We start from the raw sequence: 20156 nt of genomic DNA on the forward strand, positions 1-20156 counted from the left end.
CTGGTGACGACCACCGCCCGAGGAGAACGGCAGTACCGCCAGTACTGCGGGCTCGCCGCCGCCCTCGACACCGTCGGCGAACGCTGGACGCTGCTCATCGTGCGCGAACTGCTGCTCGGCCCGCGGCGCTACACCGAGCTGCTCGCGGACCTGCCCGGCATCGGCACCAACCTCCTGGCGGACCGGCTGAAAAAGCTGGGCGCCGCCGGAATCGTCGAGCGCTCCGCAACGGGCACCGGACACGCCTACCGGCTCGGCCCGCTGGGCGAACAGCTGCGGGAACCCGTGCTGGCGTTGTCGAAATGGGGCATCGGGCTGCTGGGCGAACCGAGCGCGGACATGGTCACGCGCCCGCACTGGGCCCTGCTGGCGGTCCAGTCCATGGCGGACGCGAGCCGGCTGCCGGCGGTCGCGGAAACCTACGAATTCCAGGTCGACGCCGAGACCTTCCACCTGACCGTCGACCGCGGCGCGCTCACCACGGCGCGCGGCCCCGCCGAGGCCCCGGCGCTGAGCATCCGCACCGACGCGACAACCTTCGTCCGGATCGGCGCGGGGGCGCTGGGCCCGTTCGAAGCGCTGGCGACCGGGAAGCTGACGTTCTCCGGCGACCCGGACGCAGTGGTGCGCTGCTCGACCGTGCTGGGGTTGATGGCGCGGCCCGAGCAGATGGTTCGTGAGCGGCTGCGCCGGTTCTAACCGGGGTGAACACTCACGAGACCCACGCCGCCGGAAACGCGCACCAGCACCGGCAGCCATCCCACTCCCGACCCCCTGACCTCGCAAAGCGACCCAGCCCGCCCGGCAAGGACGAACCGGGCCGCTCAGCACGCCCGAGACCTCAGAGCCCGCCCACCTTCACCGGGAACTTCTGGATCGTCGCGATCGTGGTGTCCGGGTCGTCCGGCAGCACCAGGTCGATCGGGTTCTGCAGCTGGTAAAGATCCCCTCGCGGCGGGAACTGGGTCAGCTTCCCGACCAGCAGCCCCGGGTCCTTCGTGGTCAGCACCAGCGGCTCGTACGCCTTCCGGGACCGGATGCCCGCCCGGCGCAGCATGTCGTCGGGCTGGTCGATCGTCATGGTGAAGCTGAGCACCATGACCTGCTCGAAGCGCGGCGGGAACCGCTGGGTCAGCTTGAGCAGGCTCTTGGCGTCCACGTCGACGTCGTTCTGCTCGATCGTGATCGTGCCGCCGCCCTGCTCCGCGCTGTCGCCGCCGGGCAGTTCGGCCGACACCCGGTGCCCGACCACCCGCAGCCGCACCGAGTTGACCGGGTCGTCGGGGTTCACGTCGACCCGCACCTTGATCCCGCCGCGGAAATCGACGCTCACCAGGGAGGTCCGGATCTGCAGCGGCGTGTTGATCGCCAGGCAGCTGCACGGGATCTCCGCCCCGATCGGCGGGAGACCGGTCTGCTGCGGGAAGGCCTGGGCCTGCTGCCCGCCCAGCAAGCCGCCGGCCGCGACCCCGCCCACTCCCAGCGCGGCCGCGGCGGCGGCGCCCTTCAGGAAGTCCCGCCGGTCCTTGCCGGACCCTTGCCCGGGCTGGTCGGGTTTCTCGTCGTTCGGAGCAGGCATCCCCTACCTCCGCGGGTGCGTTTCGAAGACTCTGGCTCGCTTGAATTTAAGGTAGTGCCCGCGTTGGCGAACAGGGCCCGGAGCAAGATCGACCCGGTCGTGTCCGTCCTCGGCGACCCATGGCGACCGGACCCGGGGGAGTGCGCCAGCCGGACAGGCGACACCGGTCATCAGGTCGGGTGTCGCTCGCCGGAACCGGCCGCCGAGAGCGCACGACACGATGCGTCGCGCGGGATTCCGGAACGGCCCGCCGCAGCCGAATCGAGTAGCGGCAACCCGTGCGTGGCGGCGAAGGCGGCCGCTTCGCCCGGCGTCGCCATTCGCGTCGGATCTTCGGGGCTGACCAGCGCGGCGAACGCGGCCGCAGCGGGCAGTCCGGCTCGCAGGCACAGTTCTACGCTCGCTTCGGGGACCCCGAAGACTCCGTCCGGACGGGTGGCGTAAGGCAGCACGTGTCCTGGCCGGTTGAGGTCTTCCGGCCGGGTGTCGCGGTGGGCGAGGCGCCGGATCGTCTCCGCCCGGTCCGTGGCTGAAATCCCGGTGGCGACGCCATTCGCGGCGTCGACCGCGACACACCAGCCACGCTGGTCGTCGTGGCGGAAACTCGGTCGCATGGGCGGCAGTTCGAGCGCGTCGCACCGATCGCCGGGCAATGCGACGCCGACCAGACCGGAGGAATGCCGGATGACGAACGCCAGCGCCGCGGTGGGCGCCTCCGCGGCGGGCAGGACGAGGGCCGCGTCCTCGAGGGCGGTGAGCACGACCGGCTGGCCGCGCGCGAGGGCATCGAGCAGAGCGTCGATCGGGCGTACGTCGAGCGAAGTCGCTTGAACCGGCAGCGTCATGCGACCGTCCGGATCTCCGCCGTCGCGAACCGGGCCACCTGCTCGGCGACGGTCGCGAGCTGGGCGGCGAGTTTCCGGTCGGCGACACGGCCGTCGGCGGCGAACGGCTGGGCAGTCGAGTCGACCACGACGCCGAGCGGGGTCGGCCAGCCGCGCAGTGCGTGCACGGTCGAGCGCAGCGACGTCAACGTCGTCACCCCGGCTTGCGGACCGTACGCGCTGACGATGCAGCCGACGGCGCGTCCGTGCAGGTAAGGACGGTCGTCGTCGGCGAGGTCCTGGAGGTAGTCCAAGGCGTTCTTGAGCAGGCCGGACAGTCCGCCGTGGTAGCCGGGCGTCGAGATCAGCACGCCGTCGGCGCGGCGGACGGCGTCGAGAAACGCGGTCGCGGAAGGGGAGCGATGCGCGAGATCCGGTTCGTACATGGCGAAATCGAGGTCTCGCGCGGTGAACAGTTCGGTGCGAGCCCCGTGCGCCCGCACGGCGCCGAGGACCGCGCGGAGGGCTCGTTCGGAGGAGGAGTCGGGGCGGACGGTGCCGCCGACGCCCACGATCATGGGTTCCTGGACGGTATGCATGGCGAACCGGCTTCCTGCGGTGGGTTATCGCGATCGGGCGGAATCGGGGAAGTCGAAGCGGGCGACTTCCGCGAGCTGGTCGCCCAGGGTGGCGACCATCGACTTGAACCCGCTCGCGCCCGCTTCGGCGGTGGCCAGGGTCGGGTCGCCGAGGTAGCCCTCGGCGCCGAAATCGTTGGCCAGCCAGCCGAAAGCGACGCTGCCGCCGAATCGGGCGTGGACGTTGCCGGCCATCCGCGCGGGGATCCGCCGTTCCGCGGCGGAGAGGTCGACCAGGTCGGGACGCAGGTGCAGCATCAGGGACGTTTCCGCGGCGCCGCCGTGGACGCCGAGCCCGTCCTCGCTCGCTGCCCAGGCGGGATCGTGCTCCTCGGCGAGGAAAACGTTGATGCCGAAGGTCAGGAGGCCGTAGGCCAAGCGCAGATCGCGCAGCGCGGTCTGGATCTCGGACACGTTCCCGCCGTGGCCGTTCACGAGGACGATCCGGCGGATGCCGGCGGCGGCGACCGAACGTCCGATGTCGTCGAGCACCGCGGCGAAAGTCGCGGTGGACAGGGAAAGGGTTCCGGCCGCCCACGTGTGTTCGACAGAGCGGCCGTAGCTGATCGTCGGCAGCAGCCAGAGGTCTTCGCCTTGGGCGGCAACGACTTCTTTCGACACTGCTTCGGCGACGAGTGCGTCGGTGGCCAGCGGGAGGTGCGGGCCATGCTGCTCGATCGCGCCGACGGGCAGCACCGCGATCGAGGACGGCCCGCACGCTGCCTCGACCTGCGAGGCCCGCAGCTCGGCGAAGAACCGTGAAGCCATAAGGAATTCTCCTTCCAGCGCGCTCAGGCGCCGAGATAGGCGACGGCCCGGATTTCCACCCGCATCTCCGGGGTGGCCAGCGGGGGGTAGATCAGCAACGACGCGTACGAACGCTCGGACAGCAGTTTCGGCGCGTGCTCGGCCAGCCAGCCGTCGCGCACCCGCATGTACTCCGCGCGGTCGGCGGGATCGGCGAGGAACTGGTCGAACTGCACGATGTCCTCGAAGTCCGCGCCCGCGTCGGCGAGCAGCCGGTGCACGCGGTCGAGCGTGACCAGGGTTTGCGCGGCGACCCCGTGGGCGGGCCGGCCGTGCTCGTCGGTGACGCCGTCGATTCCGCTGAGGAAGACGAAGCCGCCCGCCGCGGCTCCTCTGCCCCATGGCTGGACCGTGGTGCCGTATTTCAAGGGGCCAAGCGCTTGTTTTGTCACTCGTCGGCCTTTCGATAGCGTCGGATGAGGTAGTAGGCCAGGGCGGCGACCGCGCCCGCGACCCACGGGGTGAGGTCGCCGAACTGCGGGAAGCGCGCCGCGAACGCGCCGGTGTAGAGGCTTTGGTCCATGAACGGCACGGAGACCGCGATGGCGATCACGAACGCCGCCAGGCCAGGGCGGAACCGCCGGGCGCGGTCGAAATACCGCCGCGGGTCGATCTCCTGGCGGCCGAATACCACGGCGTCCACGACGACGATCCCGAGCCAGGGGCCGATCCAATACCCCATCAGGAACAGGAAATTCTGGAAGGTGCCGAAGACGGATCCGGCGTTGTGCCCGGCGACGAAACCCACTGCGGTCCCGAGTACGCCGATGATGATCGCGGAGATCCAGCGGCGAACCTTCGCACCCGCCATCAGCAGGCCGAGCGACGCGGTGTAGATGTCCAGGACGCTGCCGGAGATCGAAGCCGCGAGCAGTGCCACCAGGATGACGGCGGCGAGGCCGGCCGGGATCAGCTTCGCCACCAGGTCGGTCGGACTGTCCACAGTGATCACGGTGCCGATCGCCGCTCCGACGACCGCCATCCACAGCCCGGCCAGCGACGCGCCGGAGAACGCCGCGAGCAGCACCCGCCGCCGGGACGTGTCGCGCGGCAGGTAGCGCGTGTAGTCCGAACCGCCGATCGACCAGCCGAACGTCCTGGTCGAAGCGAGGGCGACGGTGGTCAGCATGCCTCCGGCGACTCCGCCCGCGCCCCGGTGCAGGACGTCGCCCGGCGCGGCGAGATCGCCTTTCGCCAGGCCGTACCAGGTGAGGATCACGAACAGCACGGACGCGACGATCGCGAGGAAGCGTTCGGCCTGGTGCACCAGATCGTGCCCGACGATCGCGATGACGATCTGCACCGCCGCCACCGCGACGAGCGAAACCAGGAACGGCAGCCCGAACAGTTCGCGGACGATGTAGGCGCCGAGCACGGTGTTCACCGCGAAGTAGCCGAGGCCGGTCAGGCACAGGAGCAGCACCGGCAGGAAATTGCCGTAGTAGCCGAACGGAATCCGCGACTGGATCATCTGCGGCACCCCGGCGCGGGGTCCCATCGAGGCGGCGAAGCCCAGCAGGACGCTGCCGATCAGGATGCCGACGGCCAGCGAGAGGACGGCCTCGCCGAAGCCGAGGCCGAGGAACGCGGTGGGAATGGCGCCGACCGCGAGCGCGGAGTACTGCAGATTTCCCGCGAACCACAGGGAAAAGGCGGAGCGCGGCGAACCGTGGCGCTGGTCGTCGGGAATCCTTTCGATGCCGTGGTGCTCGACGGACACGGCGGGTGGGCGGACTGCGTGGGCGTCTTTGACCATCTGTCCTCCAGCGGAGAGCCCCCTGCGACGGAAGTGTTGATATAGGTAACACGGCTGGCACAGCCTGCGCTGTGCCTTCCCGAGATGTCAAGAGGCCGCTGGGGTCTTGACACTCCGCAGGTCGCACCGCACAGTGTTGATATTACTTACATTTGCCGACGACCCGGCGAGCCCGGGCGGGATGGAGGCGCTGTGCGGCACGGAGTGTTTTTCTTCGGCTCGGTCGAGATGCCGGACGTGCTGGCCGGGAACCCGGTGCCCGCCGCGCGGCGCCGCGCCACTCGCGAGCAGGTGTGGCACGCGCACGAGCGGCTGGTCGGGATGGGCGAGCTGGCCGAGGAGCTGGGGTACGACAGCTATTGGCTGGCAGAGCACCATTTCCAGCACGAGGGCTACGAGGTCGTGCCCAACGCGATGATGCTCGAAGCGCATCTGGCCGCGCGGACGTCGCGGATCCGGCTGGGTTCGATGTTCAGCATCGTCCCGCAGTGGAATCCGCTGCGGCTGGCCGAGGACTTCAGCAGCCTGTTGAACCTCTCCGGCGGACGAGCCGTGCTCGGCGTCGGCCGGGGAACGGTTTCTCGCGAACTGCGCAGCCTCACCGCGCATCAGGCGGACATCGGCGTGATGACGTCCAGCGAGGAACGCAAGGTCATCGACGCGCACAACCGCGAGGTGTTCGCCGAGTACATGGACATCGTGCGCACGGCGTTGAGCCAGGAAACCTTCTCGTACAACGGGAAGTTCTTCGAACTGCCGCCGCCGGACAACCGCGACCCCGAGCACGAGGCGGACACGCTGACGCTGGTGCCGGGTCCGTTGCATCCCGTGGAGATCTGGCAAGCGGTCACCAGCCCGCCCACTTTGGACTACGCGGCCGAGGTCGGCCACGGCTGTGTCTGGTGGAACCAGTACCACGGATACATCCGCGAGCAGTGGGAGCGGTACGCCGAACTGTACGAACGGCGCCACGGCACGCGGCTGGCCCCGGGGCAGAACCGCATTCTGGTGCTGCCGGTGCACATCGCCGACACTCACGAGGAGGCTTGGCGCACCGGGCGGATCGGGCACGACGAGTTCTGGAACCTGCTCGCGCCGTTCGGCTGGAGCAGCGGCTACCGCGGCGACGACGGGAAGCGGGCCCCGGCCGGGCTGGTGCCGACGCTGGAGCAGTCCACGCAGCAGAAGTGCTGGGCGGTGGGCACGCCGGAGGAGGTCGCGGAGATCGTGCAGCACCACAAGGACACGCTCGGCCTCGAACAGCTCGTGGTGTTCCCGCATTTCCCCGGGCACACCTACGACATGGCCGCCGAGCAGATGCGGCGCTTCAGCGAACAGGTCGTTCCGCTGCTGCGCTGAGCCTTTTTCCGGACCGCGCGGCTCGCCAGGGCCGCGCGGTCATTCCCCTGCGTTGATCAGCAGGACCCGGACCGGTTCGTCGCCCAGCCTGCGCCAGCGATGCGGCCGCGACCCCGGATAGGTCGCCACGTCGGCCTCGCCCAGCTGCTCGCGGCGCCCGTCGGCGAAATCCAGCTCGATCCGCCCGGTGACGACGTAGAGCATCTCCTGCCCGACGTGCTCGAAATACTCGCCGAACTCGGCCGGTCCGCCGGTGTATTCGATGGGCTGCACCGGAAAACCCGCCCTGGACAGCGCCCGCGCCGTGGACCCGGTCGGGATCTCGGCTCCGGGCATCACCATTCCCTCGTCGGCGCGCAGCAATCCGACGCCTTGTTCCGCAGGTCCCGCGAGAAGCGCGGACACGGTGGTGTCCAGCGCGACCGCGATGCGCTGCAACGTGCTGACGCTCGCGGCGGCCAGGCCGCGTTCGAACTGGCTGAGAAAAGCGTGCGACAGGCGGGAAACCTCGCCGACTTGCTTCAGGGTCAGCCCTCGGCCGCGCCGCAATTCGCGCACCCGCGCCCCGAGCATCCGCGCCGGATCCGGCGCGTCTCCGGCATCGGGGGCGGGAGGGGTTCGCATGGGGCCGACTATACCGGAGCCGGGGTGCTCCGAAGTGGACGCCGGATCCGAATGCGGCGATGTGCAAGGGAAATCCTTGCCGGGGACCTTGGCGGCGCGCCGCCGTGGGGAACCGCGAACTCACCAGCAGGCACCGGTGTGCATGCGTCCGCCTCGGCAGACGCGTTCGAAGGCCTTGATCGAGCTGCAGAAGCCGTCGAGAACGTCGGTATTGACGGCGTCCTCGACGGTCGCGCCGTCCTGGAGCGCGGTCCAGACGCCCGGTGCGAGCTGTACGGCCCGGGCGGTGCCCTGCATCTGGAACCAATTGCGCACCTGGCTCGGCAATGACGAGACCTGCACGACCTTGGGGTAGCCGGCCGGAAGCGGTGCGGATGGCGAGGATGTCGCCGGTGCTTCCGCGGTGGTGGAGACAGCGGTCGTGTCCGACGGCGGCGGGCTGGCGGACGACGGAGCGCTCGAAGCCGCGGCTGACGAGGACGGCGTGCCTGGCGGGCTCGCAGCTTGAGTGCCGGGGCCTGCGCACGCGGCACAGGCGAATGCGCAGAGCGCGCTGAGAAGTACGCGCTTGCCCGGTCGTTTGCGCTGCGTCATCGCGGTTCAACCTCCTTGGCCGTGCCAACGCGGATCTCGTTCGCTGAGCGCCTGACCAGTCCGGCTGGTGCTCTTCGAGTCGGCGCCGGCCGGACGGCTGTTGCTCGGCTGGACCGGCTCGTCGTCGAAAAGCGATGCCAGAGGCAAGGGCGGCGAGCCAGTTGACACACTTAGTACACTAAGTTGCATGACCGGTCGACCCAGTCGTGCGCCGCTGTATCGCACGATTCAGAGCGAGATCCAGCGCGACATCCTGAGCGGCAGGCTGAAGCCGGGGGACTGGCTCCCGTCGGAGAGCCAGCTCCGGGCGCAGTACGGGGTGTCCCAGACGTCCGTCCGGCGCGCCTTTCAGGAGTTGCAGCGGCTCGGGCTGGTGGAGCGGTTCCACGGCCGGGGCAGCATCGTCGCGTCGAACGAGATCCGGGCGATGAGTCCGATGCTCGGGCTGGGGCGCGAGCTCCGGCAGCGCGGCTTCGCGATCCGGCCCGAGTTGCTCGGCAATGCCGAGGAACCCGCCGGGAAGGCAGTCGCCAAGGCGCTCGACCTCGAACCCGGCGACACCGTGAGCCACATCGAGCGGCGGTACTGGATCGGCGACGATCCGTTCGTCTTCCTCGACCACTATCTGGCGCCCCAGCCGGGAATCGACTTCGCCGAGTTCACCGGGGATTCGCTGTACGCGTTCCTCTCCGGCCGCGACGCGCAGCCCACGCACGCCCGCGAACGGGTCAGCGCCGTCAATCTCTCCGCGGCGGAGGCTGAGCGGCTCCAGGTCGAGCCCGGGGTCGCGGCGATGCTGCGCGAGCGCACGTCCTTCGGAGCCGATCAGCGTCCGGTGGAGTTCACCCGGTACATCCTGCGCGGCGATCGCTACCACCTCGACATCGACCTCAGAAGCGAGCGATGAGCGCCGGGCCGCGGCTCGTCGTCGTGGGGGACGCGAGCATCGACTACTTCGTCCAGGTTCCGCACATCGCGGGCAACGACAACAAGGCCATCGGCTCCCTGTCCGGCGTGTACGGCGGCGGAATGAGCGCCAATCTCGCCGCCGCGGCGGCGCAGCACGGCATCGCGGTCGACCTGATCACGAAGACCGGCGCGGGGCCGGACACCGACGCCGCGCTGGCCGAGCTCAGCAGGCTCGGCGTGTCGATCGAGCATTCCCTCCGCGACCTCGAGCATCCGACCTGGATGTGCTTCGTCCAGCTCGACGCGAGCGGCGAGAAGGCGCTGACCGGCGCGGACACCGGGATCAAGATTCCGGCGATCGACGAGATCGACGCGTCGGTCCTGGCGGGCGCGGACATCGTGGCGCCGCTGGCCGACGACCTCGGGTGGGCGGCCGCCGTCGGCGAACTCGCCCGGGAACGCGGAGCGCGGGTCGCCGTCGATCTCGAACCGGACGCGTTCGAGCCGGGCCAGCCTGAGTTCGCGCGGCTGCTCGGGCTCAGCGACATCGTCTTCGTCAACGCCGCCTCGGCGGCCAAACTCGCGGCCACCTCGCGCGGTGCGGCCCGGCGGCTGATCCAGCTCGGCGCGGAACTCGTTGTCATCAGCGAAGGCGCGCACGGAGCGTCCACTGTGGACAAGGACGGCATCGTGCATCGCGCGCGGTTGAACGGCGAGGTGACCGCCATCGACACGACCGGTGCCGGGGACGCGCTGGCCGGGGCGTTCCTGGGCGCGTTGCTGGCCGGAGCCGAAGCAGCCGAAAGCCTTCGCCGGGCAGTAGCCCAGGCGACCCGTTGCGTCACCGCTGTCGGCGGACGCACCTATCTGTCCGGCTCGCAGCGCGGCGACTGGCCAGACGACCTGATCACGATCACGACTGAGAGGTAACCGACTTGAATTCTGTGCTGCGTTCCAAGATCCACGGCAGTCTCGCCGCGGCCTGCCTGGCCGACGCGCTCGGCGCGCCGACCGAGGAACTGAGCCGGGACCAGATCCGGGCCGCGTTCGGCGGCTACGTCACCGAATTCCACGCCCCGCTCCCCGGCGCGCCCTACGCCAAGGGGCGCGCTGCCGCGCAGATCACCGACGACTCCAGCCAGATGATCCTGCTGACCCGGCTGCTCGCCCGCACCGGAGCCGCGCTGAGCCCGGACGACATGGCGCGGCTGCTGATCGAGTGGTCCAAGAACGAGAACTACTTCCCGCACTTCGCCGGGCCGACCACCCGCGAGGCGATCGCCCGGCTGGAACGCGGCGAGGACCCGCGCGAGGTCGGCCGCACCGGGACGATCATGACCCAGGGCGCCAGCAACGGGGCCGCGATGCGGGTCGGGCCGGTCGGCCTGTTCCATCACGGCGACCCGGACGCGGCGGTCCGTACCGCGTTCACCACGTGCGTGCCCAGCCACAACACGCCGCCCGGAGTCGCGGGCGCCGCGGCCGTCGCCGCTGCTGTCGCGCGGGCTTGCACTCCCGGAGCGGAGATCGTCGACATCGTCCGCGCGGCCGTCGACGGCGCGCGAGCCGGTGCCGAACTCGGCCGGACCGAGGGTCGCGACGTGCCGGGCGCGTCGGTCGAACGGCGGATCGAGCGGGCGGTCGCGCTGGCCATCACGGCTCGCGACGACGAGCACGCGATCGACCTGATCGCCGGGGAGATCGGCGTCGGCCTGCCTGCCGCGGAAGCGGTACCGGCGGCGCTCGGGTTTTTCGTCGCCGCAGGCGGGGATCCGGTGCGCGTCGCGCGGCTGGCCGCCAACGCGGGCGGGGACAGCGACACCATCGGCTGCATGGCGGCCGCGATCGCCGGCGCGTACCGGGGGATCGAGGCGATCGACGCGGACGCCGTCGCCGAGGTGGAACGCGCGAACGACCTCGACCTCGCCGCGCTCGCCGACGAACTCCTGGCCGCCGCGCAGCACTGACCCTCTCTCCCCGCCCCGATCCGAAGGGACGCTCGACGATGAGCGCACGAAGCGAAGAATTCGCCACGGTGACCTGGAAGGAACGCCTCTCCTTCGGAGGCGGTGATCTGGCCACGAACATCGCCTGGGGTGCGCTGGCCACCTACGTGGTCTTCTTCTATACCAACGTGATCGGGGCGGCGGCGTCGGCGGTCGGCACGATCGTGCTCATCGCGCGGCTGTTCGACGGCGTCGTCGACGTCGGGATGGGCGCGATCGTCGACCGGACCTCGACCCGCTGGGGCAAGGCACGGCCCTGGGTGCTGTGGGCCGCCGCGCCGTTCGCCGTCGCGCTGATCCTGGTGTTCACCGTGCCGGGCATGGAACCGGCGCCGACGCTGGTGTACATCGCGATCACCTACGCGCTGATGAACATCGCTCTCAGCGCGGCGGTGATCCCGTACGGAACGCTGAACACCCGGATGACGCGCGACTTCACCGAACGCTCCCGGCTCAACGTCACCCGGATGTTCGGCGCCACCCTCGGCTCGCTGGTCGTCACCGTCCTCACCCTGCCGCTGGTGAGCGCGCTCGGCGACGACCAGCGCGCGTGGATCATCACGTTCTGCCTGTTCGGTGCGGTCGCGGCGGTGCTGTTCTTCATCACCTTCCGCAATACGCGGGAACGCATCGTGGACACCGCCCCGCCGAAGGACCAGCCGGGGATCGTCGAATCGCTGAAGCTCGCCGGGCGCAACCGTTATTGGCTGCTGCTGTTCGCGATCTTCATCGTGTTCAGCGTCGCGGAATCGCTCTACACCGGAGCGACGGCCTACTTCGCCCAGTACTTCCTTGGCGACGCCGGATTCGCCGCGCTGATGTCGTTCATGCTCTACATTCCGGCGCTGCTCGGAATGCTGTTCATGCAGCCGGTGTACCAGCGTTTCGGCAAAGTCGCCCCGATGATCGCCGGCGCCGCGATCTTCGTGGCGGGGTCGGTGATCATCGCCGTCGACCCGACGGACATGACGCTGGCGGTCACCGGTTCGATTCTCCGCGGCATCGGGCGGATCCCGATCTTCGGCGCGATCTGGGGCATGCTCCCCGACACCATCGAGTACGGCGAGTGGAAAAACGGCCGCCGGCTGGAAGGTGTGCTGTACAGCGCGGGAAGCATGGGCCAGAAACTCGGCTACGGCCTCGGTGCGGCGGTGCTGGGCTGGGTCATGGGCGCGGCGGGCTACAACGGCTTGAACCGCACCCAGCCGGATTCGGCGCTGTCGGCGATCAACGCGTTGTTCGTTTATGTGCCGATGGCGTTGTTCGTGCTGTTGATCGTCCTGTTCTGGGCGTACCGCCTGGAACGGATCTACCCGACAGTGGAGAAAGACCTGGCCGAACGGCGTGCGTCGGCTGGAGTCGCGTCGTAAGCGGTCTCGAGGTGGGGTTGTCCCTACCGTGCTCGGGCAGCCAGCGGTATCGAGGTTGACCGGGTTGTTCGCCACGCTGATGTAACGGAAGTTCCGTTGCGTGGAGGGGGATTCGGTGACCGATTCTGGTGTGCGGCGGGGAAGATCGAGTCGGCCGCTGGCTGCTCTGACGGCGGCGGTCGTCGCGGTCGGCGGTGTGGCCGGGTGCGCTGCCGGCGCGGCTGGTCCTCCGGCCGCCGGACCGCATCTGGTTGCAGTGAATGGCCGCAAGATGGCGTTTTCCGTCGCTCCTGGGCGATAGCCCGCCATTGTGCTCGACGCGGGCGGCGGGATGGATTCTTCGGAATGGCGCAAGGTCGTCCCGGACCTCGCGGCCAGGACCGGATCCGAGGTGATCGCCTACGACCGGGCGGGGGAAGGCAAGAGCGACGAGGCGTCCGGCCCGTGGCGAGCGGACAATGCCGCCGCTGATCTCGCGGCCGGACTGACGCAGCTGGGGGTGACTGGAAACGTAATCCTGGTGTCGCATTCGCTGGCAGGCGAAATCGCCTTTTCTTTTGCCCGGAGCCATCCGAAATGGGTTACGGGTGCGGTGTTCGTGGACGCTAATCTGCCGCAGTTCTTCACGCCGAGCGAGACCGCCAAGCTGGTGGCGTTGAACGAGAAACAAGTCGAAGCGCTCAAGAAAGCGCCGTCCACCCGGCAGACCCGTCAGCTGCTCGCCCAAGCCGACGGTTACGGGCCGGTGCACGCGGCGTACCACAAGCTGACCTGGCCGTCCGGCATTCCGGCGGCCGTGATCGTGTCCGCCGCGACGCCGTTTCCGGCTCCCGAGGACGCGCAGTTGTGGCGGCAGGCGCAGCAAGACTTCGCGCACGCCGCGCCGAACCGGACCCTCGGCACCGCCGAGCACAGTTCTCACGACGTCCCGATCGACCGGCCGGACGCGGTCGTCGCGGCGGTCGCGAATCTGCTGAAACAGTGACCGGCGGAAAGCGAACGCGGGACCCCGGCGTCGGGCCGGGGTCCCGCGTTCTTCAGCAGAAAGTCAGTCTTTCTTCAGCGCGTTCTTGACTTTGCCCGCCGCGTCGCCGAGAGCGTCCTTCACGTTTTCGGCGGCTTCCTTGATCCCGGCCTTCGCCTGGTCGGCTTTGCCTTCGTTCTCCAGCTTCTCGTCGCCGGTCAGCGAACCGGCGGCTTCCTTGGCCTTGCCGCCGAAGTCGTCTGCCTTGGCGCCGATCTTGTCGCCCATCGACATGGGTCTCCTCCTTCATTGCCGAACAACGAACGCGGGAATGCGTCAGCGTGAACGACAACGCGGATCCCGAATCGTCACTCACTCGATGATGTGATCGTCATCACTCGTTCGGGGAGTGAGTTTTGCGTGGCCGCCGGGTCGAACCGATGAACTGAACAACGGGAACCGACTGGAGGAGAATCGATGGCTTCGACGACTGACGCGGCGGCCAAGTCCCAGGACGTGGAGAAGGTCAACGCCGGTCCGCTGACCAGTTCGCAGGGGAGCACGACCGTCGCGGACGTGGTGGTGCAGAAGATCGCCGGGCTGGCGACGCGGGAGATCCCGGGCGTGTACGACCTGGGCGGCGGCGCGGCGCGGGCGTTTTCGGCGCTGCGCGAGCGGATCCCGGGCGCTACGGCCTCGGCCGGGCAGGGCGTTTCGGTCGAGGTGGGGGAGAAGCAGGCCGCGGTGGACCTGCAGATCGTGGTCGAGTACGGCGTCTCGATCGCGGAGGTCGCGCGCTCGATCCGGCGGAACGTGATCAGCGCGGTGGAGGGGATGACCGGACTGGAGGTCGTCGAGGTCAACATCAACGTGGGCGACCTGCACCTGCCGTCCGACGACGAGGAGGACGCCTCCGGCGACAGCGGCCGGGTGCAGTGAGCGCGGTCGCGGGGCCGGGCCGGATCCTCGCCGCGGTGCGGACGCCGGTGACGGCGGACGTGCGCGGCGGGCGGTCCGGCCGGGCCGCGGCGTTCGGAACGGTCGAGGGCGATGGCGCCCGCTCAGGCGCAGCGGCCGCCGTCGCGAGCCGGACCGTCGCGGTGGTGCGGAAGCGGCCGGATGTGCCCGAGGCGATCGGGTCCTGCGACGGCGGACGGGCCCGGTGACCCCCCTGGACGAAGCCCGCCGGATCGTCGCCGCGGTGCGCGGGCTGCCCGAGGTGGCGGACGTGCACAGCGGCGAGTTCGGCCGGGTCGCGACGCTCGGGGCGGGCGGCCGGGTGGGCGGTGTGCGGGTGACCGAGGAGGACGTCACGGTCGGCGTGACGGTCCGGGCCCCGTTCTCGGCAGCGGACGTGGCCGCCGCGGTACGGGCGGCCGTCGCGTCGGGGCGGCCGGTGCACGTGGTCATCGCCGACGTCGAAGTGCCGGCTTCGGGGGAAACCGAGCCGGGAAACCGGAAGGAGACGGTGTCGTGAACGCAACGGGATTGGGGCTGATCACCGGCCTCGCGCTGGGCCTCGCCGCCGCGATCGGCGGGTTCGGGGCGTTCCTGCTGGTCCTCGTGCTGGGCGCGGTGGGACTGCTCGTCGGCCGCCTGCTCGACGGCAAGCTCGATCTGTCGCAGCTCACCGGCCGCGACCGGGGGTGAGCCGTGGCTGTCGCAGCGGAGGAACGGGGCGGCCTCACGATCAGCGAGCACGTCGTCGAGCGGCTGGCCGCCCACGCGGCGAGCGAGATCGACCGGGTCGGCGGGGCCGCCGGGCGGACGCTCGGGATCAGCCTCGGCGGCGAAGCGCTGGACCGGTCGGCCAAAACGTCCGCCCGGATCGCTGGCGGCGAGGTGGAGCTGGACGTGCGGATCTCGCTGGAGTACCCGGCCCCGGTCGGCGCGACGACCGAACGGGTCCGCGGCCATCTGCGCGGGCGGGTCGAGGAACTGACCGGGATGCCGGTCCGGCGAGTCGGCATCACGGTGACGGCCTTGCACGCCGAGGCCGCCGGGCAGAGGAGGGTTGAGTGAAACGCCGAACCCGCCGGTCCGTTCCGGCGAGCTTGACCGCCGGTGTGCTGCTGGCCGGGTGCGTATTGGCGGCCGTCGCGGCGATCCAGCGGCTGACCGGGCACCAGCCGTGGCTGGACTATCGCGCGGTCGCGACCGCGGTCCACGACGCGCGTTGGACGGACCTCGTCCCGGCACTGGTTTCCGCAGCGGTGGCCCTGCTCGGGCTGGTGCTGCTGTGGGCCGCGCTGCTGCCGGGCAAACGCCGGATCCTCCCGTTGACCGGAGATCCGGATTCCGGGGCCGACACCGTGGGCTACCGGTCCGCGTTGCGGGCAGCCGCGGCGGGCGTGGACGGTGTCGAGCGAGCCCGGCTTTCGACCGGACCGCGCAAGGTCAAGGTGCGGGTGAAAACCGCGCGCACCCGGACGGACGGGTTGGCCGACGCGGTCCGCACGGCCGTCGAGTCGCGGCTCGACCACATCGCACCGGCTCGGCGGCCCGCGGTGTCGGTGCGGGTCCGTGCTACGAGGGAGGGATCATGAATCGTCCGGCCGCGCTCAACCGGTTCCTGCTCGCGGTGCTCGGTCTCGTGCTGCTCGCCGCGGGCGGATTCGGTCTGGCCACCCACTTCCGCGTGCTCAGGCTCGTGAATCCCGAAGCGCCGCTCGTGCCGGGCACGGAAGAGCCGCCCACCTGGGCGTTTTACGTGATCGCCGCGGCGGCGGTAGCGGTGGGCCTGCTCGCTTTGCGCTGGCTGCTTGCCCAGCTCGCGCACCGGCCGCGCACGGGAGTGTGGCGGTTCGAAACCGATCCCGCCTACGGACGCACCGAATTGCGCGCTGACGACGCGGTGGCTCCCTTCGCCGAAGAACTGCGCGGGTATCCCGGAGTGCACAAGGCGAGCGCGTCGCTCGCCGGGACCCGGGAGTCGCCGTCCCTGGCGTTGATCCTCACCTGCGAGCAGGACGCGGATCTGGGCGAGATCCGCGGCCGCGTCACCGGGGAAAGCCTGCCGCGGCTCGAGGAAGCGCTGGAGCTGAAGGACATTCCGGTCGCGATCGAGTTCCGGTTCACCGGGCGGGCGGCGTCCCGCGTCGGATGACGATCGGCGAGGGTGCCGACCCCGCGCACGCAGTCAGCGCGGAGTGAGCACCACGACCGGGATCTCGCGCTCCGTCCAGGCCTGATACTTCGCGAAATCCGCGTACAGCTCGACCAGCCGCGGCCAGAGTTCGCGCCGTTCCTCCGCCGACGCGACTCTTGCCGTGACCGGGACGTCGCGGCGGCCCTTCAGATGCACGCGGGTCTCCGGTTCCGCGCGCAGATTGAAGTACCACTGCGGATGCTTCGGCAACCCGCCTTGCGACGCGACGATCACCAGGTCGTCGCCGGACCGCAGGTACAGCAACGGGGTGGTGAACAGCCGTCCGGACTTGCGGCCGCGGTGGTCGAGCAACAGCGTCGGCACGGGCTTGCGGAAGCCCGCGCCGACGCGCCACTTGTGGCCGACCCGGCCGTTGGTCAGGGTGAAGACCTTCGCCTGGACCCGCGCCAGGTATTTCATGAGCGCCGCTGTCACCGGCGAGTCCAGGCCGTTCGGCTTCTGTGCGGGAAGGGAAAAGCGTCCCATCGTGACCTCCTGGCGGGGCGGACGCGTCAGCGGGCAGGCGGGTGCTGGGCGGCGGTCGAGCCGGCGAGGGGCATCGGGCCGAGCCCGAGCTTGCGGTGGTCCCAGGACCGGACCCGCTCCACGTCGACGCGGATCGCGACCCGTTTGCGGAGCATGAATTCCACCATCGGCTTCGCCTCGTCGGTGTACTCGCCGTGGTATCGCTGCCAGACGTTGACTCCGACCGCCCACAGCGCGTCCGCGTCGTCGACGACCTCGGCCCGCCCTTCGAGCGAGACGCCGCGCAGGACGTCGTAGGTCAGGCCGTCCTCGATCAGCACGGTGACGCGCGGGTCGCGGCGGAGGTTGACCGCCTTCTGCGCCTTGGCTTTCGTTTCGAACCACAGCACGCCGTCGATGACCGCGTACCACATGGCGACCGCGTGCGGATGCCCGCCGGGGCCGAGCGACACCAGCGTCGCGGTGCGCTGCGCGTCGAGGTAGGCCGACACCTCCCCGGGGGTCATCTCGATCTGCGCTCGCTGATTGGTTCCCATCGGTTCCTCACTTCCTGCGGCGGGCCCCGGGCGGGCCGGCGAGTACGGAGGTCACGACGTCGACGAGGTCGTCGACGATCTGGCCGGTGGTCCAGTCCGCCGCGTCCGGCCCGTGCAGGCGGCGGGTGCGGCCGACGTCGCCGAGGACGTTCAGCGTCACGGTCATCGCTTGGGACAGCCGGAAATCGAGCGTCCGGCGGGGGACTCCGGGGCTGAGCCGGTCCAGTTGTTCGACGAACGCGGCGTTGCGTTCGAAGAACGACTCGGCGATCGCGTCCAGTCCGTCGCCGCCGGTCGCCAGCAACTGGCCGACCAGCCGGATCCAGCATTCGCCGCCCGATTCGAGCACGGCGACCACCGGCTGCACGAACGCGCGGGCCAGTTCTCCTGCGGTGACGTCTTTTCCGGGCGATTCCCGCAGCATCGCGGTGCGTTCGCCGGTCACCTGGCCGAGCCGGCTGCGCAGGACCGCGTCGAGCAGCCCTTCCTTGGAACCGAAGTGGTAGTGGATCGCCGCGACGTTCGTCTGTGCCGCTTGCATGACGGTCCGCAGCGACACCGCGCCGACGCCGTGCTCGGCGAAAAGCCGTTCCGCGGCGGCGATCAGGCGCTGCTCGGTCGCCGCTCCGCGAGCGGCGGGGACCCGCGCGGCTTCGGTGCCCATGGCGCGGACTCTATCAGCCAATTCAATCAGTTGATAGAGTTTGCCGCTTCGCTGGTCAGAGGCGGTCGTAGAGCGAAGCCAGCCGGGCGAGCACCGTGCCCGCGGCTTCGATCGCGCTTTCGTCGAGGTCCTGGGTCAGTTCGCGCAATCCGGCGGCGAGGTCCTGCTCGCGCTCCTCGTGCCGTCGACGGCCCGCGTCGGTCAGCGCGACGATCGACGTGCGGCGGTCCCCGGAGGCAGCCCGTTCACGCGTGACGTAACCGGCGTTGGTCAGGCCATTGACCAGTTGGGTGACTGCCGCTCCGGTCGTTTCGACGTGCCCGGCAAGCTGGTTGACCGTCATCGGCCCGTGTTCGGCCAGGCTCTTGAGCGCGCGGGCGTGCGCGAGCGAAAGGGCTTCGGCGCTGCGGGTCGCGCGGCCGCGCAGCCGGGAATCGGCCGCGCTGAGCCGGTAGGCGGCTCGTGCCAGCCGGGTGATCGCCTCGTCGCCCATCGGTTCGTTCTCCTGTGGTGCCCGCCGCATTCCTTGCCGCGCGGAGTCTAGCCGTGGCATAGTAGCTAAGTACTTAGTTAATTGAGGAGGCGATCATGACGGCACGTTCGGCCGGGCAGAGCTGGGCCCTGGACATCGCACTGGCGCAGGGCGGCTTCGACGCGTTGCACCCGGAGGGCAAGGGCACGCTCGAACAGCTCGGGCACGATCACGCCGACTTCGACAAGGTGTTCGCGATGGTCCGCGCCGGAGCGATGCTGCCGAAGGCGTGGGCCGTCGTCGCGGGGCAGGCGGAGGAGCGGGCCGCGCACCACGAGCGGCTGGGCTACCGCAGGACGGCGTCGGACCTGTACCTGCGGGCAGCGGTGATGTACGGCCGCGCGCAGTACTCGATCTTCGACTCCGGCGACGGGCGCAAGGCGAAGTTCCGCGAGCGCTGCGATTCGTGCGTGGCGCGGCTGGCGGAGCTGCGGGGCAACACGGTCCGCCGGGTCGAACTGGACTTCGAAGGCGGCAAGATCTTCGCCCTTCTGCACCTGCCGGCACAGCCGGTTTCCGGTGCCCCGGCAGTGATTCTCGGTCCCGGCATGGACATGATCAAGGAGGACTACATCTTCGCGGCCGAGCGCTACTACACCTCGCGCGGCGTCGTGGCGCTGTCCATCGAAGGGCCGGGACAAGGGGAGACGCGGGCGCGCGGGCTGACCGTGACGCTGGACAACTACGAGCGCGCTCTCGAAACCTATGCCGCGCACCTCGCCGGTCTGTCCGAAGTGGACGAAGACCGGATCGGCATGTTCGGCATCAGCATGAGCGGCTATTGGGCCCTGCGCGCCGCGGCGATGTCCGGCACCCGCCTGCGCGCGGTGGCCGCGTTCGAAGCGGTGTCCGGCGACTTCGAGACGATTTTCGAGCGGGCACAACCGAGTTTCAAGAACAACTACCTGTACATGGCGGGCTATGCCGACGAGGCGGCGTTCGACCGCGACCTCAAGGCGAAGATGCCGCTGGGCGACCTCGTCACCGGCATCCGGTGCCCTGTGCTGCTCGGCATCGGCGAATTCGACGAGCTGACGCCGGTGGAGAGCGCGCTCGAGACTTACGAGAAGATCCGCGCGCCCAAGGAAATGCGCGTCTACGAGGACGAATTCCATCCGCTGGGCGGAACGGCGGCGGAGGTCTTCGCGTTCGGTGCGGAGTGGCTGACGCGCGGCCTGGACGGGGAGTTCGACACTTCCGGGCGGGACGAGCGGTTCTTCGTCCACCGCGACGGCCGTACGACCGAGGGAACCGCGGACCCGCGTTGGTGGCTCGGCGCGACTCCGGCCGACCTGGCGGAGGCTCGGAGGTAAGCGGTTCGAGCGCTGAAGGCGGGGCCTCCAGCGCTCGAACCGGAGTT

Annotated in this window: 28 protein-coding genes; 15 read left to right on the plus strand and 13 right to left on the minus strand. The window is 70.0% G+C overall.

The genetic code is table 11. From position 1 onward, the window contains the following. The first annotated feature begins 3 nt into the window (after positions 1-3). The gene (locus tag L3Q65_RS08855; protein ID WP_237599303.1) at positions 4-699 is read left to right on the plus strand and encodes a winged helix-turn-helix transcriptional regulator; all 696 of its coding nucleotides are present in this window, start codon (positions 4-6) and stop codon (positions 697-699) included. A gap of 142 nt (positions 700-841) precedes the next feature. On the opposite strand, the gene L3Q65_RS08860 is transcribed toward L3Q65_RS08855, so the two are convergent. The 6 genes from L3Q65_RS08860 to L3Q65_RS08885 all read right to left on the minus strand — a co-directional run bounded on the left by L3Q65_RS08860 (position 842) and on the right by L3Q65_RS08885 (position 5604). Continuing rightward, complete coding sequence (locus tag L3Q65_RS08860; RefSeq protein WP_182895080.1) at positions 842-1579, minus strand: twin-arginine translocation signal domain-containing protein; 738 nt, start codon at positions 1577-1579, stop codon at positions 842-844. Between the two features lie 170 nt (positions 1580-1749). Then, positions 1750-2424, minus strand: coding sequence for a 3,4-dihydroxy-2-butanone-4-phosphate synthase (locus L3Q65_RS08865; RefSeq protein ID WP_237599304.1), 675 nt, complete (start codon positions 2422-2424; stop codon positions 1750-1752). Then, the gene (locus tag L3Q65_RS08870) at positions 2421-3002 is read right to left on the minus strand and encodes an NADPH-dependent FMN reductase (RefSeq protein WP_237599305.1); all 582 of its coding nucleotides are present in this window, start codon (positions 3000-3002) and stop codon (positions 2421-2423) included. Before L3Q65_RS08870 ends, L3Q65_RS08865 begins: the two co-directional genes overlap by 4 nt. Before the next feature lie 24 nt (positions 3003-3026). Next, positions 3027-3809 carry a creatininase family protein gene (locus L3Q65_RS08875; protein WP_237599306.1) on the minus strand — a complete coding sequence of 261 codons (783 nt, stop codon included), beginning with the start codon at positions 3807-3809 and terminating at the stop codon, positions 3027-3029. 23 nt (positions 3810-3832) lie between these two features. Next, on the minus strand, positions 3833-4240 hold the full coding sequence (locus tag L3Q65_RS08880; RefSeq protein ID WP_182895084.1) for a RidA family protein: 408 nt from the start codon (positions 4238-4240) through the stop codon (positions 3833-3835). Further along, positions 4237-5604, minus strand: coding sequence for a cytosine permease (locus tag L3Q65_RS08885; protein WP_237599307.1), 1368 nt, complete (start codon positions 5602-5604; stop codon positions 4237-4239). Before L3Q65_RS08885 ends, L3Q65_RS08880 begins: the two co-directional genes overlap by 4 nt. A gap of 192 nt (positions 5605-5796) precedes the next feature. Here L3Q65_RS08885 and L3Q65_RS08890 point away from each other — a divergent pair, with 192 nt between their 5' ends. Continuing rightward, the gene (locus tag L3Q65_RS08890; protein ID WP_182895086.1) at positions 5797-6963 is read left to right on the plus strand and encodes an LLM class flavin-dependent oxidoreductase; all 1167 of its coding nucleotides are present in this window, start codon (positions 5797-5799) and stop codon (positions 6961-6963) included. Positions 6964-7002: 39 nt separating this feature from the next. On the opposite strand, the gene L3Q65_RS08895 is transcribed toward L3Q65_RS08890, so the two are convergent. Together L3Q65_RS08895 and L3Q65_RS08900 are read right to left on the minus strand one after the other, a co-directional pair. Then, positions 7003-7587, minus strand: a complete 585-nt coding sequence (locus tag L3Q65_RS08895) for a helix-turn-helix domain-containing protein (protein WP_182895087.1) — start codon at positions 7585-7587, stop codon at positions 7003-7005. Between the two features lie 120 nt (positions 7588-7707). Beyond that, complete coding sequence (locus L3Q65_RS08900; RefSeq protein WP_182895088.1) at positions 7708-7929, minus strand: hypothetical protein; 222 nt, start codon at positions 7927-7929, stop codon at positions 7708-7710. 439 nt (positions 7930-8368) lie between these two features. Between L3Q65_RS08900 and L3Q65_RS08905 the strand changes: the two genes are divergently transcribed. The 5 genes from L3Q65_RS08905 (at position 8369) to L3Q65_RS08925 (ending at position 13451) form a co-directional block, all read left to right on the plus strand. Continuing rightward, on the plus strand, positions 8369-9088 hold the full coding sequence (locus L3Q65_RS08905) for a GntR family transcriptional regulator (protein WP_182895089.1): 720 nt from the start codon (positions 8369-8371) through the stop codon (positions 9086-9088). Then, positions 9085-10020 carry a carbohydrate kinase family protein gene (locus L3Q65_RS08910; RefSeq protein WP_182895090.1) on the plus strand — a complete coding sequence of 312 codons (936 nt, stop codon included), beginning with the start codon at positions 9085-9087 and terminating at the stop codon, positions 10018-10020. Before L3Q65_RS08905 ends, L3Q65_RS08910 begins: the two co-directional genes overlap by 4 nt. 14 nt (positions 10021-10034) lie before the next feature. Next, a complete protein-coding gene (locus tag L3Q65_RS08915; RefSeq protein ID WP_237600867.1) occupies positions 10035-11057 on the plus strand; it encodes an ADP-ribosylglycohydrolase family protein in 1023 nt (340 codons plus the stop codon). Positions 11058-11095: 38 nt separating this feature from the next. Next, on the plus strand, positions 11096-12466 hold the full coding sequence (locus L3Q65_RS08920) for an MFS transporter (protein ID WP_182895092.1): 1371 nt from the start codon (positions 11096-11098) through the stop codon (positions 12464-12466). 331 nt (positions 12467-12797) lie between these two features. Further along, the gene (locus L3Q65_RS08925) at positions 12798-13451 is read left to right on the plus strand and encodes an alpha/beta fold hydrolase (protein ID WP_237599308.1); all 654 of its coding nucleotides are present in this window, start codon (positions 12798-12800) and stop codon (positions 13449-13451) included. Between the two features lie 63 nt (positions 13452-13514). Here the strand turns inward: L3Q65_RS08925 and L3Q65_RS08930 are convergent, their stop codons facing one another. Then, a complete protein-coding gene (locus L3Q65_RS08930) occupies positions 13515-13724 on the minus strand; it encodes a CsbD family protein (RefSeq protein ID WP_037812879.1) in 210 nt (69 codons plus the stop codon). A gap of 183 nt (positions 13725-13907) precedes the next feature. On the opposite strand from L3Q65_RS08930, the gene L3Q65_RS08935 reads away from it, so the two are divergent. The 7 genes from L3Q65_RS08935 to L3Q65_RS08965 are packed head-to-tail and all read left to right on the plus strand — an operon-like array spanning position 13908 to position 16536. Continuing rightward, the gene (locus L3Q65_RS08935) at positions 13908-14369 is read left to right on the plus strand and encodes an Asp23/Gls24 family envelope stress response protein (protein ID WP_182895094.1); all 462 of its coding nucleotides are present in this window, start codon (positions 13908-13910) and stop codon (positions 14367-14369) included. Then, on the plus strand, positions 14366-14596 hold the full coding sequence (locus tag L3Q65_RS08940; RefSeq protein ID WP_182895095.1) for a hypothetical protein: 231 nt from the start codon (positions 14366-14368) through the stop codon (positions 14594-14596). Before L3Q65_RS08935 ends, L3Q65_RS08940 begins: the two co-directional genes overlap by 4 nt. Then, a complete protein-coding gene (locus L3Q65_RS08945; protein ID WP_182895096.1) occupies positions 14593-14907 on the plus strand; it encodes a hypothetical protein in 315 nt (104 codons plus the stop codon). The genes L3Q65_RS08940 and L3Q65_RS08945 overlap by 4 nt, the downstream gene beginning before the upstream one ends. After that, on the plus strand, positions 14904-15080 hold the full coding sequence (locus tag L3Q65_RS08950; protein ID WP_037370607.1) for a hypothetical protein: 177 nt from the start codon (positions 14904-14906) through the stop codon (positions 15078-15080). The genes L3Q65_RS08945 and L3Q65_RS08950 overlap by 4 nt, the downstream gene beginning before the upstream one ends. 3 nt (positions 15081-15083) lie before the next feature. Further along, the gene (locus tag L3Q65_RS08955; RefSeq protein WP_182895097.1) at positions 15084-15452 is read left to right on the plus strand and encodes an Asp23/Gls24 family envelope stress response protein; all 369 of its coding nucleotides are present in this window, start codon (positions 15084-15086) and stop codon (positions 15450-15452) included. Further along, positions 15449-15976: a DUF6286 domain-containing protein gene (locus L3Q65_RS08960; protein ID WP_182895098.1), complete on the plus strand. Its 528-nt coding sequence runs from the start codon at positions 15449-15451 to the stop codon at positions 15974-15976. Before L3Q65_RS08955 ends, L3Q65_RS08960 begins: the two co-directional genes overlap by 4 nt. Then, the gene (locus tag L3Q65_RS08965) at positions 15973-16536 is read left to right on the plus strand and encodes an alkaline shock response membrane anchor protein AmaP (RefSeq protein ID WP_237599309.1); all 564 of its coding nucleotides are present in this window, start codon (positions 15973-15975) and stop codon (positions 16534-16536) included. Before L3Q65_RS08960 ends, L3Q65_RS08965 begins: the two co-directional genes overlap by 4 nt. A gap of 33 nt (positions 16537-16569) precedes the next feature. On the opposite strand, the gene L3Q65_RS08970 is transcribed toward L3Q65_RS08965, so the two are convergent. The 4 genes from L3Q65_RS08970 to L3Q65_RS08985 are packed head-to-tail and all read right to left on the minus strand — an operon-like array spanning position 16570 to position 18757. Beyond that, positions 16570-17064 carry a nitroreductase family deazaflavin-dependent oxidoreductase gene (locus L3Q65_RS08970; protein WP_182895100.1) on the minus strand — a complete coding sequence of 165 codons (495 nt, stop codon included), beginning with the start codon at positions 17062-17064 and terminating at the stop codon, positions 16570-16572. 26 nt (positions 17065-17090) lie between these two features. After that, entirely contained in the window at positions 17091-17600 is a 510-nt protein-coding gene (locus L3Q65_RS08975) for a pyridoxamine 5'-phosphate oxidase family protein (protein WP_182895101.1), read from the minus strand. A 7-nt stretch (positions 17601-17607) separates the two neighbouring features. After that, on the minus strand, positions 17608-18264 hold the full coding sequence (locus L3Q65_RS08980; protein ID WP_182895102.1) for a TetR/AcrR family transcriptional regulator: 657 nt from the start codon (positions 18262-18264) through the stop codon (positions 17608-17610). A gap of 55 nt (positions 18265-18319) precedes the next feature. After that, the gene (locus L3Q65_RS08985; RefSeq protein WP_237599310.1) at positions 18320-18757 is read right to left on the minus strand and encodes a MarR family winged helix-turn-helix transcriptional regulator; all 438 of its coding nucleotides are present in this window, start codon (positions 18755-18757) and stop codon (positions 18320-18322) included. Between the two features lie 95 nt (positions 18758-18852). On the opposite strand from L3Q65_RS08985, the gene L3Q65_RS08990 reads away from it, so the two are divergent. Beyond that, complete coding sequence (locus L3Q65_RS08990; protein WP_237599311.1) at positions 18853-20109, plus strand: alpha/beta hydrolase; 1257 nt, start codon at positions 18853-18855, stop codon at positions 20107-20109. The last annotated feature ends 47 nt before the right edge of the window (positions 20110-20156 follow it).

The organism is Amycolatopsis sp. FU40 (genome assembly GCF_021903635.1).
In the GTDB taxonomy this organism is placed as follows: Bacteria; Actinomycetota; Actinomycetes; order Mycobacteriales; family Pseudonocardiaceae; genus Amycolatopsis; species Amycolatopsis dendrobii.

Coding starts and splice junctions, on each gene's coding strand:
- L3Q65_RS08860 (WP_182895080.1), bottom strand. CDS start 1,579: ATGCCTGCTCCGAACGACGAGAAACCCGACCAGCCCGGGCAAGGGTCC.
- L3Q65_RS08865 (WP_237599304.1), bottom strand. CDS start 2,424: ATGACGCTGCCGGTTCAAGCGACTTCGCTCGACGTACGCCCGATCGAC.
- L3Q65_RS08870 (WP_237599305.1), bottom strand. CDS start 3,002: ATGCATACCGTCCAGGAACCCATGATCGTGGGCGTCGGCGGCACCGTC.
- L3Q65_RS08875 (WP_237599306.1), bottom strand. CDS start 3,809: ATGGCTTCACGGTTCTTCGCCGAGCTGCGGGCCTCGCAGGTCGAGGCA.
- L3Q65_RS08885 (WP_237599307.1), bottom strand. CDS start 5,604: ATGGTCAAAGACGCCCACGCAGTCCGCCCACCCGCCGTGTCCGTCGAG.
- L3Q65_RS08895 (WP_182895087.1), bottom strand. CDS start 7,587: ATGCGAACCCCTCCCGCCCCCGATGCCGGAGACGCGCCGGATCCGGCG.
- L3Q65_RS08905 (WP_182895089.1), top strand. CDS start 8,369: ATGACCGGTCGACCCAGTCGTGCGCCGCTGTATCGCACGATTCAGAGC.
- L3Q65_RS08910 (WP_182895090.1), top strand. CDS start 9,085: ATGAGCGCCGGGCCGCGGCTCGTCGTCGTGGGGGACGCGAGCATCGAC.
- L3Q65_RS08920 (WP_182895092.1), top strand. CDS start 11,096: ATGAGCGCACGAAGCGAAGAATTCGCCACGGTGACCTGGAAGGAACGC.
- L3Q65_RS08925 (WP_237599308.1), top strand. CDS start 12,798: ATGGATTCTTCGGAATGGCGCAAGGTCGTCCCGGACCTCGCGGCCAGG.
- L3Q65_RS08930 (WP_037812879.1), bottom strand. CDS start 13,724: ATGTCGATGGGCGACAAGATCGGCGCCAAGGCAGACGACTTCGGCGGC.
- L3Q65_RS08935 (WP_182895094.1), top strand. CDS start 13,908: ATGGCTTCGACGACTGACGCGGCGGCCAAGTCCCAGGACGTGGAGAAG.
- L3Q65_RS08965 (WP_237599309.1), top strand. CDS start 15,973: ATGAATCGTCCGGCCGCGCTCAACCGGTTCCTGCTCGCGGTGCTCGGT.
- L3Q65_RS08970 (WP_182895100.1), bottom strand. CDS start 17,064: ATGGGACGCTTTTCCCTTCCCGCACAGAAGCCGAACGGCCTGGACTCG.
- L3Q65_RS08975 (WP_182895101.1), bottom strand. CDS start 17,600: ATGGGAACCAATCAGCGAGCGCAGATCGAGATGACCCCCGGGGAGGTG.
- L3Q65_RS08980 (WP_182895102.1), bottom strand. CDS start 18,264: ATGGGCACCGAAGCCGCGCGGGTCCCCGCCGCTCGCGGAGCGGCGACC.
- L3Q65_RS08985 (WP_237599310.1), bottom strand. CDS start 18,757: ATGGGCGACGAGGCGATCACCCGGCTGGCACGAGCCGCCTACCGGCTC.
- L3Q65_RS08990 (WP_237599311.1), top strand. CDS start 18,853: ATGACGGCACGTTCGGCCGGGCAGAGCTGGGCCCTGGACATCGCACTG.